We start from the raw sequence: 10931 nt of genomic DNA, 5'->3' as shown, positions 1-10931 counted from the left end.
AAAAAAATAAAACAAACACCAGTATAATCGAATTAAGCGAAGGCCAACAAATCATATTTAACGTGCCTGCTAATTCTGAACTAAAAACTCAAATGGATATGCTACATATTTCAAAGGAAGATTTACAAATTGTAAAAGTATTACAGCCATTTATTTATGAAGAAATAGATTGGATAACAGAAAAATTCTACACCAACATCACAAAACAACCTAATTTAATTGCTGTTATTGAACGCTACAGCTCTATTCCAAAATTAAAACAAACTTTAAAGACACATATTAAAGAATTGTTCAGCGGAAATATGAATGAAGATTTTATTGAACAACGTGTTAGAATCGCAAAAAGGCACGTACAAATTGGTTTACATAGAAAATGGTATACTGCTGCGTATCAAGAGTTATTCCGCTCCGTCATGAAGATTTTGCAAACGAAAATTTCAACGCTAGACGACTTTTCATATTCTATAAATGTAATAAATAAATTATTCACATTAGAACAAGAACTTGTTATTGCAGCTTATGAATCCGAATATGAAAGAATTCAAAAAGAACATGAAAAAGAAAAAGAACTGACCGCTATGACGATTACACATATTGCAACAGAACTAGCGGCAGTATCTGAAAAAACAAGCTCTTCTATTCAACAGTTAACATCTAAATCAGAAAGTATCGTAGGAATTGCAAAAACAGGTACATCATTAGCTACGACATCAGAAGAAAAGGCCAACAAAGGAAAAGAACAATTAAATCTGCAAAACAAACGAATGGAAAGTATTCAAACGAATATGGAAACTATTATTACTGATACTCGTGAACTTCTTGATATTTCTAACAAAATTAACGAAATCATTGATATTGTAAAATCAATCGCCGAGCAAACAAATTTACTAGCATTAAATGCTGCTATTGAGTCTGCACGTGCTGGCGAATTTGGTAAAGGTTTTTCAGTCGTGGCGGGCGAAATCCGAAAGTTATCAGAGCAAACGAAAGAATCCATTTTCAACGTTACAAAACTCGTTGGAAAAACGAATGAACAAATTATACACGTCTCTTCTTCCGTGGAACAAATAAGCTCTCTCGTATCTGAAGGGACAGATAGTATGCATGCGACAGATCAATATTTCCAAGAAATCGTAAAAGATATGTCTAACTCTAAAGAACAAAACAAAAAAATTGAAAATGAATTAGAAACTATTTCACAAGTAATGAAGAGTATTCAAGACGATTCCTCGAAAATGGCCTTAACAGCGGATAATTTACAACTAGAACTAAACCGATAGGCAAATCGATACAAAGTGGAGATTCTTCATCTCCACTTTGTATTCATCCTTATCACCCATCTACAAAAAAAGAACCCAAAATGGGTTCTTTTATTTTCTGAAAAAGATTTTTTGGCAATAAAAATAACTCATATAAACACCAAAGCTTTGTAAAATAAACAAAGCTGGCATAATAATATTATAATATGCCATATCAACTCGAAAGAGCCTTAACGATACATATCCGGTAATTAATAATACAAACAACATATATCCTTCATTTTGCTGTTTCTTAATTAGAAAATGTAATAAAGCTATGGCCATGAATAATGTCACCACTATATATATAAGCTTTTCACATTTAAAAATAATAGAATTTATTCCCTCATCTGAAAACTGGTTAATAACTGGTTTTAACAGTTTAAATCTTTCTACTTCCATTTCTTTTAACTCTTGATCAATGTGTTCTTTTACACTTTGATTTTTGGATGTTTTTTCTTCATTTTGACTTTTTCCAATTAAAACAGATTGAACATAAGTCTGATTAGAAATTGTATACTGTGACATTCCCATCATCTTAATACCATAGCTCACACCAAAATGAGTACTATAAAACAGAATAAGTATTCCTATCATTTTTAATAGTAATTTTTGTTTCGTTGCTGATTGAAATAATTCAATTAACAGCACATATACAGCTATAAAAATAGGTAAAAATAACCCCATCGGTAAAATCATATTGCTGAGCGCAAATAAAACGGCTGAAATTACCCACATATAAGGATGATCTAATCCTTTATATAAAAGTATGTAACAAGCACAATAAAATAAAAATATTGCGAGTGATTCTGCCGTTAATACAGAACTCATAAATATATTTGGAATATATAAAGCGTAAAACATTGACGCAATACGACCACACTCTTCCCCAAAGACCATTGAAGCAATGCGATAAATGAAAAATGCAGTTCCTGTACAAAATAAAATATTAAATAGTTGTAAAGCGAATACCGTATCACCAAATATACGGATGATGATCGATTCATAAATAATAAAAGGTAACTGTGCTACATTCTCTATATTATTACCAATTGCAATCTGCTTTGCAGACTCATACATAGCTTTCATATCACCTATCATGGGAGCATCTACAAATAGAACTGTGATAAACCTTACAACTATAGATATGCTTATAAGAAAAATAAGAAACTGTTTATCTGTAAAACGATATTGCAAAATTGATGCTACTAACAAAATAAGAATAACAAAAATCACTAATACGATTGTTATACTTGTTGTACTTCCCTCAAAAAATTGCTTACTTGCTTCAAAAGCCGACCAACAACTATAAACAAAAAATGCGAGCATCGCACCAATCATTATTTTACTGAAAAAAGATGAAAAATTTGTTTGTATATGATTCATATGTCCATTGCACCTCTATTTCCATTCATAACAAAACGATTCTATCATGAATAGGCACAAGGTTAATAGGGAATTTCTATGACAAATACATAGTCATTACTTTTTCACTTGCAATGTAAGCGAATCCTCTTTTACACTACATTTTATATACGATAAATTTTCTTTCAGTTACATGAATACAAATACAGAAATTTCAATAAAGTGAAACTTTAATCCGCGGGGGTTTTGTTCATCCTCCACTGACTATTAGCCCGCAAATAGCGGGATAATCCTCTTTTGGAACACTTTACTTCATTAAATATCTAATATGAGTACTCCACTTACACATGTCACTCTGATTGAAAACAGAAAATAGGGGCTGAATATATGGAAAAGAAATTCATGCGAGAATCAAAAGCAATTAAAACAACACGTGTTTTTCCTAACGATTTAAATAATCACCAAACACTTTTCGGGGGGAAATTATTAGCAGAAATTGATAGTATCGCTTCAATTGCAGCTGCAAGACATAGCCGCAAACATTGCGTAACAGCATCTATCGATTCCGTTGATTTTTTAACTCCAATTCACCAAGCAGATTCTGTTTGTTATGAAGCATTCGTATGTTATACAGGAAAATCTTCAATGGAAGTTTTCGTAAAAGTAATTGCGGAGGATCTACTAGCAGGCGAGCGTAGAATGGCCGCAACGTGTTTCATTACATTTGTTGCATTAAAAGACGGAAAACCTTCATCTGTACCACAAGTAATTCCTGAAACAGAGGAAGAACATTGGCTACATACAACTGGTTCAGAGCGTGCAGAAAATAGAAAAAAAGGGCGTTTGAAAAGTAAAGAAATGGCTGAAGTATTAACTTTAAGTAAGCCTTGGAATATGTAACATTAGGATTTTATCTTATACATGCACAGGTTTTTTCTTCCTTGCATGTATTTTTTATTATAATAAAGTGTTGCCTTAGCATTTTTATTCGATGCCTATTCCCTAAAATCACCCATCAGCTTTTCCTTTATTTTGTTATACTATTAATGGTATATTAAATAATGTTCGTTTAAAAATAACCATAATATAATTAAGTATATAAGGGATGGTGCGGTAATGTCTATTGAGGTACCAATTTCAATACCAAAAACGTTAATTATTATTCCAGCGTATAACGAGGAAGAAGCAATTGCAGATACATTAACAAGATTATTAGAACTAAAACAGCATTTTACAGCATTAAGCATTTGCGTTATTAATGATGGATCAAAAGATAAAACAGCTCAAATCGTAAAAGATTTCCCTGTTCATCTTGTTAATTTACCATATAATCTAGGTATCGGTTCAGCTGTACAAACTGGATATAAATACGCTTATGAGAACGGATATGATATTGCGATTCAGTTCGATGCTGATGGACAACATAATCCTGATGATTTATACAAAATTATAAAGCCAATTGCCGATGATCAATGCGATATGGTGCTGGGTTCACGTTTTACAGAAAAAACAGCATATAAAGGTAGTATTTCCCGAAGAATCGGTATTTTTTATTTTACCGCTCTATTGAAAGTACTAACAAAACAAACATTTATGGATCCAACTTCTGGATATCGTGCTATCAATCGAGAAGTAATCAAGATTTTTGCACACAATTATCCAAAAGATTATCCAGAACCAGAAGTCCTTATTCATTTAAAAAAGAAAAAACTTCGCATTAATGAAATATCTGTAAATATGCAAGAGCGACAAGGTGGACAATCTTCCATCACTCCCCTTAAATCTGCATATTACATGGTTAAGGTAAGTCTTGCTATATTGATGCAAAAAATTGTGAAAGGTTGATAATGAATGCATATAATTACCTTTTCATTCATCTTTATTTTATTACTATTCTTCTCAATTCTAAATTCCATTCGTCGTGGGAATTTAGAAACAAAATATGCCATTTTATGGATTTTCGTTTGTATTGCAATGGCTATTTTAAGTTCTACGGATAAAATTATAAATTGGATTGGAAAACTATTAAAAGTAGAATATCCTCCGTCCATTTTATTCTTATTCGGACTATTATTCTGTTTTATCTTAATTTTTGACCTGACGAGAAAAATCTCCAAATTACACCACCAACTTGTAACATTAACGCAAGATTATGCATTATTAAAACAAAAATTAAAGATAACAGATAAAGAATAACTTCCTAACTAAATACTAATATATTAAAGCTCCTGAATTTTGCTTGAAAAATTCAGGAGCTTTTATCATTTCAAATTATTTCTTTCTAAATTATACGAGGTACCACAATAGAAAGTTGATTTACAAAGTTTATATGCGGTAAACTTATACAGATGTTCTTGTAATCATCTTCCTTTTAAAAGGCTTATATATAAGTGTAAAACATAAAAAATTTGAGGAGATAATAATTATATGATGGAAAAAAAACAAATCGTTTCAGTTGTTATCCCGCTGTATAATGCGGAAAAATACATCGAAGAGACGATGGAATCAATACTAAATCAAACATATAAAAATATTGAAATTGTAATTGTAGATGACGGGAGTAAAGATCAATCATCTTCTATTGTAAAAAATCTTGAACAGAAATATCCGGGACAATTAAAATATGTCCCACAAGAAAATCAAGGCGTTTCAGTTGCTCGTAATACAGGAATTGAAAATGCTAGTGGAGAATATGTTGCTTTTCTTGATAGTGATGATTTATGGCATCCAACAAAAATAGAAAAACAAATTGAAAGCATGCATAAAAACAACATGAACGCTTGTTATTGTGGCTATATGAACTTTTACGAAGAGACTGGGGAAAAAGTTGAGCATACGACAAACTTTATTAAAGGTGATATGACAAAAGCTTTCTTAACACATCAAGTTGTTGCTCAAACGAGCACTTGGATTTTCAAAAGATCTATCGTGATGGATCATAACATTCGTTTCACACCAGGATGTAGCTGGGGAGAAGACTTAGAATTTCTATTTAAATTAATGAGTGTAACAAATGTATGCTATATAGATGAATATTTAACATATTATCGAATCTTATCAGAAGGAAATCTTTCTTCAAAGTATAAAGATTATGAATTAAAAACAACAAAAGAATTAGAAGTATTTAATCGAATGAAAGATTGGGTTCATAATAAATCAAAAGACTTAATCGTGAATGATTCTACAGAACTTATTGAAATCCTTGAAACTTATCTATTCCCCTATACAGTCATTAACAATGCTTGTATATACATTAAAGGAAGCTCTAAGTTAGATAAATCACAAGTTCAATTAATCAAGGGCGATATAAATAAATACTGTCGCAAAATTTATCCGAAAAATGGAAAACGAAGCAAAAAGCTATACGCGATGCTTTGGTTTGTACGAATAAAGTTTATGTTTTCTTAAATAAAGAATACGCTTTTAAACATACTTTCCGTAAACAAAGCAAATTTACAAATAGGACGAAGTGCGTCCTGAAAAATAGAAAGGTCTTGTTCCATGAAAACAAATAAAATCCTTAAAAACGCCTCCTACCTATTTGTAGGAAATATTACTGTTCGATTTGTACTTGCTATTGCGACCATTTTCTTTGCAAGATATGTTTCACCAAAGGAGTATGGGATGTTTACAACTGCTTTAGCAGTTTCCGCTGTTATTTGTTATTTTACAGATGCAGGTTTGACACATACATTTATGCGTGAAGGAACGAGAAGCAACGCTAACATTAGCGTACTAATTAGTAGTTATTTACGTATTCGTTTAGTATTAGCTATCGTAATTTCTGTGCTCTTCGCTATTTTCGCTCAGTTCTTCTATCCTGATGCTTACTTACGTGCGATGGTATATTGGGTTGTACTGCCGACAATGTTTGGAGCCACTTTACAAGGTGTTGGGATGGCTTACTTCCAAGTAACAGAACGCATGCAATTTACAGCGATTATTTCTGTAATACAAGGTGTAACAGCCGCAGCTGCTCTTCTACTAGGAATGTCCTTTAAATGGTCACTTATGATGGTCGCTGCCATGTACGGGATATCCAGTCTCGTAACAGGACTCATCGCCTTTATAATGGTAATTCGCCATACAACAGTTCATAAGGGCTGGGATAAAGGCATTTTAGATCAATTGCTCATTTTCACAATCAATGGCATTATCATTATGCTCTTACCACAGTTAGGGCCTATTATATTAGAAAAAGTCTCAACATATGAGCAAGTTGGATTCTTTGGCGCTGCTTCCAAAATACCTGCTGTACTTTATCAAATACCCGGCGTAATTGCAGCAGCCTTTTATCCAAAATTATTTGCTTTTGGAAATGAAAAGAATATTGATGAACATAGAAAACTATCTCAGTTCGAATTAAAACTTATGTCTTTCTTAGGAATGGGAATCTCCATTCCATTTATCGCTGATCCAAGCTTTTGGATTGTTACTTTATTAGGTGAAGAATATGCACCAGCTGGTGATGCTCTTGCAATTTTAGCCTTTATGGTCATTTTACAATCCATCAACTATCCACTTGCTGATAATTTAACAACAATTGGTCAACAGTGGAAGCGTGCGACAACGATGGGGATTGGATTAGCTGTTGCCATTATAAGTTACATCGCATTAGGTAGCCAATTTGGAATGATGGGCGCTGCTGTGGCTGCTATCATTACCGAGATTACATTATTAATTGGATTTACTTTATTCGTTCGTAAAGGCTTTACATTACTATTCAAAGGAATAATATTCAATACACTAGCATTTATAATCAGTTACGCGATATACCGCACAGTATTAATTAACTTACCACCATTGGTAGCTCTAACACTTACTGGTATATTATACGGTATTATTGGCCTTGCAATTGATCCACAAATACGCGGGTTAATTTTAGGATTTGTAAATAAAAAGCTAGGTAGATAAACAGTATAAAAGACAAGTTTCTCTTCCAAATTGTGAAGATGAACTTGTCTTTTTTTACTTATATACAATTTTCTTTTATGTGCACAATCGTTCTCTTTAATCCTTCATAATAGGAAGTTCTAGGCACAACTCCAATATACCTCTCATATTTCTCTCCGCTTAATACAACAGGATTTTCTATCAAATATAGCATTTCCACGAATTCTTTCATCTGCTTATCAAATAGTCCAATTAAATTTATCATACCTTTTTTTACTGTAATTACTGGTTTTGTATATCCCGTTAATTCTTGTATATGTTGAATCATCTCTTCACCTGTAATGACACCATAACCTGGTATGTTCCAATTTTGTCCATAGGCCTCATCACGTAAGGCTAATTCAATCATTGCTTTTGCACCATCTGGTGTGAAAATATATTCACGAGCAATCTTTTTATCTCCAACAAAGCTTGATAACTTATTTGCAAGTACCCCATTTAAAGTATGATGAACAAGTGTACTTTCTGCATTTGGACCATAAAAATCAGGAAAATGTGCAATAAACATTTGTACACGAGCCTGTTTTGCCATCATCTCTAATTGTAACCGAATTTTCCCTTTCTTCGTATGTGGTGCCTTTTTAACTTCTTCCACTACAGGTTCTTCCCCTTGCCTCCCATACGCATAAATATTATCAACTATCCCTAACTTACTGTCGTAATACCTTGCTACTTCTAATATATTTTTTAATAATTTTGGTTGCTTCTTCTCCCAATCTGAATATGGAATGTTTACAGCATGAAATATAATATCAACGCCTTTCGCAGCTTCCATTATATCCTCCTGTATAAATACATCTCCCGCTACAACTTTCACATTTTCTTCTCCAGAAAATAATATCTCTAATTTCTCTTTATTCCTCGCAAAGGCCACTACATGAATTCCTCTGCTACATAATTCTTTTACAATTGCATACCCCATTGATCCAGATGCTCCTAGCACTAAAGCTTTTTTCATTATATATCCCCCCTAAATTAATTAACCGATGTTCAATTAATATTAAAAAGAAAATCACTTACATAAGAAGTGATTTTGAAATAAACTCCACGTGTACTTTAGCTAATCCTTTTACTTCTTCAAATGTTTGACCATTCCCACAATAGTGTGCCACAAACCCATGTAATGATAGAAAAACAGACCATATTGTCATTACATTTACCTTCTCATTACACAAAGAAGATACAACAGTAGCAAACTTTTCATAACTAACATTTGGGCCATCTGCTAAACATTCTTTTAACTCATCATCTCTAATTAAAAACATGATTTCATAATGACTTTGATTTTGCAAACCAAATTCAATAAAACCAAATAAAACAGCTTTCAATTGTTCCTCTTGTGGTAAATTTTGATCATTAATCTCATCTAATTTTTGATTCAGCAATTGAAAATCTTGCTCTACCATCGCATAGAAAAGCTCTGCTTTATTTTTAAAATGATAATAGATGGCACCATGGCTATATCCTAGTTCTGTTGCAATTTTACGCATTGAAGTATGCTGATAACCTAATTTTATAAATAAGTCTCTTGCTACATTCATAATCATTTCTCTCGTTAATTCTTGTTTAACTGCCCTTCTTGGCGACATTTTTCATACCTCACAATTTAATTAACCACTGTTCAATTAATATTATAACCTTTTCCCCAAAAAATACAATGAGTTTCTTACAAAAAGATACATTTTGAAAGGATAGCATTATACGCAATAATTTAGTATCATGATTCAAGGTACTATTTCAAGTTGGACGGAGGATACTATGAGCTTATTAACAGTAGAAAAACTAGGCCATACATTTGGCGATCGCACATTATTTAAAGATGTATCCATGCGTTTACTAGCAGGAGAACATGTCGGATTAGTCGGTGCAAACGGTGTTGGTAAATCAACCTTTATGAATATTATTACTGGTCAACTTATCCATGATGAAGGCCGTGTAGAATGGACACCTGGTACAAATTACAGTTACTTAGACCAACATACAATTTTAACACCTGGTCGCACAATTCGTGATGTATTAGCTGACGCGTTTTTACCTTTATTTGAAAAAGAAAAAGCTTTAAATGAAGTTGCAGAAAAAATGGGAACGGCAACACCGGAAGAATTAGAGGACCTTCTTGAGCAGATGGCAGAAATCCAAGATGCTCTCGAAGCAGGTGGTTTCTATTTACTAGATATGAAAATCGAAGAGGCAGCAAGAGGTCTTGGAATTGATGCAATCGGTTTAGATCGTGATGTTTCAGCACTAAGTGGTGGACAACGTACAAAAGTATTACTTGCAAAGCTATTACTTGAGCAACCAGAAGTGTTATTACTCGATGAGCCTACTAACTATTTAGACGTTGAACATATTCATTGGTTAACGAATTATTTAAAAGAATATCCACATGCATTCTTATTAATTTCTCATGATACGGAATTTATGAACAAATGCGTTGATGTTATTTTCCATCTGGAATTTACAAAAATGACGCGCTATACAGCGACATACGAAAAATTCCTAGAGTTAGCCGAAATTAATAAAAATCAACATATAAATGCTTATGAAAAACAGAAAGAGTTTATTAAAAAGCAGGAAGACTTTATTGCAAAGAACAAAGCTCGTTATTCAACGACAGGTCGTGCAAAAAGTCGTCAAAAACAACTTGATCGCATGGAGCGTATTGATCGCCCGGAAACAGCAATTAAGCCAGAATTCTCATTTAAAGAGTGTCGTGCAAGTAGCCGTTTCGTCTTTGAAGGCGAAGATGTAGAAATCGGATATACACATCCATTACTACCAAAGCTAACAATGACAATTGAACGCGGTGAAAAAATTGCCATCGTTGGTTGTAATGGTGTTGGTAAATCAACATTACTAAAAACGATTTTAGGAAAAATTAAACCTTTAAGCGGTAAAACAAGTCTTGGTGACTTCTTAGAGCCTGCATACTTCGAGCAAGAAGTAAAAGCTGATAATATAACACCAATTGATGACGTTTGGAACACATTCCCTAGCATGGACCAACATCAAGTTCGTGCAATGTTAGCGAAATGCGGATTAAAAAATGAGCATATCTCTCGCCCGCTAAATCAATTAAGTGGTGGCGAACAAGCAAAAGTTCGTTTATGTAAGCTAATGGGTGAAGAAAGTAACTGGATCCTATTTGATGAGCCAACAAACCATCTTGATGTTACAGCAAAGGAAGAACTTCAAAAAGCTCTGAAGGCATATAAAGGGACAATCCTTCTTGTATGTCACGAACCAGAATTTTATGAAGGCTGGATTACAAAAACTTGGAATGTTGAAGAATGGTCACAAAACAAAAATTAATAT

The 10931-nt window shown here is 32.9% G+C and carries 10 protein-coding genes; 7 read left to right on the top strand and 3 right to left on the bottom strand.

The features are described from left to right. Nucleotides 1–1280, top strand: a 1280-nt coding sequence (locus V7038_RS04825; RefSeq protein WP_335469350.1) for a globin-coupled sensor protein, incomplete at its 5' end; no start/stop codon positions are given. 90 nt (nucleotides 1281–1370) lie between these two features. On the opposite strand, the gene V7038_RS04820 is transcribed toward V7038_RS04825, so the two are convergent. Beyond that, nucleotides 1371–2684, bottom strand: coding sequence for an ArnT family glycosyltransferase (locus V7038_RS04820; protein ID WP_070129261.1), 1314 nt, complete (start codon nucleotides 2682–2684; stop codon nucleotides 1371–1373). 366 nt (nucleotides 2685–3050) lie between these two features. Between V7038_RS04820 and V7038_RS04815 the strand changes: the two genes are divergently transcribed. From V7038_RS04815 to V7038_RS04795, 5 genes are all read left to right on the top strand, one after another. Further along, complete coding sequence (locus V7038_RS04815) at nucleotides 3051–3563, top strand: acyl-CoA thioesterase (protein WP_000412118.1); 513 nt, start codon at nucleotides 3051–3053, stop codon at nucleotides 3561–3563. A 216-nt stretch (nucleotides 3564–3779) separates the two neighbouring features. After that, entirely contained in the window at nucleotides 3780–4508 is a 729-nt protein-coding gene (locus tag V7038_RS04810) for a glycosyltransferase family 2 protein (protein ID WP_002113170.1), read from the top strand. 6 nt (nucleotides 4509–4514) lie between these two features. Beyond that, complete coding sequence (locus V7038_RS04805; protein ID WP_002113172.1) at nucleotides 4515–4859, top strand: DUF2304 domain-containing protein; 345 nt, start codon at nucleotides 4515–4517, stop codon at nucleotides 4857–4859. Between the two features lie 231 nt (nucleotides 4860–5090). After that, nucleotides 5091–6071 carry a glycosyltransferase family 2 protein gene (locus tag V7038_RS04800; RefSeq protein WP_002113173.1) on the top strand — a complete coding sequence of 327 codons (981 nt, stop codon included), beginning with the start codon at nucleotides 5091–5093 and terminating at the stop codon, nucleotides 6069–6071. A gap of 93 nt (nucleotides 6072–6164) precedes the next feature. Continuing rightward, entirely contained in the window at nucleotides 6165–7577 is a 1413-nt protein-coding gene (locus V7038_RS04795; protein WP_070140182.1) for an oligosaccharide flippase family protein, read from the top strand. Nucleotides 7578–7635: 58 nt separating this feature from the next. On the opposite strand, the gene V7038_RS04790 is transcribed toward V7038_RS04795, so the two are convergent. Both V7038_RS04790 and V7038_RS04785 read right to left on the bottom strand, forming a co-directional pair. Then, nucleotides 7636–8574 carry an SDR family NAD(P)-dependent oxidoreductase gene (locus V7038_RS04790; protein ID WP_335469347.1) on the bottom strand — a complete coding sequence of 313 codons (939 nt, stop codon included), beginning with the start codon at nucleotides 8572–8574 and terminating at the stop codon, nucleotides 7636–7638. Nucleotides 8575–8632: 58 nt separating this feature from the next. Next, entirely contained in the window at nucleotides 8633–9205 is a 573-nt protein-coding gene (locus tag V7038_RS04785; RefSeq protein ID WP_002034972.1) for a TetR/AcrR family transcriptional regulator, read from the bottom strand. 169 nt (nucleotides 9206–9374) lie between these two features. Here V7038_RS04785 and V7038_RS04780 point away from each other — a divergent pair, with 169 nt between their 5' ends. Continuing rightward, nucleotides 9375–10928 carry an ABC-F family ATP-binding cassette domain-containing protein gene (locus V7038_RS04780; protein WP_002113177.1) on the top strand — a complete coding sequence of 518 codons (1554 nt, stop codon included), beginning with the start codon at nucleotides 9375–9377 and terminating at the stop codon, nucleotides 10926–10928. Nucleotides 10929–10931: the final 3 nt, after the last annotated feature.

It is taken from the genome of Bacillus sp. JJ783, assembly GCF_036963225.1.
Classification (GTDB): Bacteria; Bacillota; Bacilli; order Bacillales; family Bacillaceae_G; genus Bacillus_A; species Bacillus_A cereus_U.
This window is presented reverse-complemented; position numbering and strand designations above follow the sequence as displayed.

Coding starts and splice junctions, on each gene's coding strand:
- V7038_RS04820 (WP_070129261.1), bottom strand. CDS start 2,684: ATGAATCATATACAAACAAATTTTTCATCTTTTTTCAGTAAAATAATG.
- V7038_RS04815 (WP_000412118.1), top strand. CDS start 3,051: ATGGAAAAGAAATTCATGCGAGAATCAAAAGCAATTAAAACAACACGT.
- V7038_RS04810 (WP_002113170.1), top strand. CDS start 3,780: ATGTCTATTGAGGTACCAATTTCAATACCAAAAACGTTAATTATTATT.
- V7038_RS04805 (WP_002113172.1), top strand. CDS start 4,515: ATGCATATAATTACCTTTTCATTCATCTTTATTTTATTACTATTCTTC.
- V7038_RS04800 (WP_002113173.1), top strand. CDS start 5,091: ATGATGGAAAAAAAACAAATCGTTTCAGTTGTTATCCCGCTGTATAAT.
- V7038_RS04795 (WP_070140182.1), top strand. CDS start 6,165: ATGAAAACAAATAAAATCCTTAAAAACGCCTCCTACCTATTTGTAGGA.
- V7038_RS04790 (WP_335469347.1), bottom strand. CDS start 8,574: ATGAAAAAAGCTTTAGTGCTAGGAGCATCTGGATCAATGGGGTATGCA.
- V7038_RS04785 (WP_002034972.1), bottom strand. CDS start 9,205: ATGTCGCCAAGAAGGGCAGTTAAACAAGAATTAACGAGAGAAATGATT.
- V7038_RS04780 (WP_002113177.1), top strand. CDS start 9,375: ATGAGCTTATTAACAGTAGAAAAACTAGGCCATACATTTGGCGATCGC.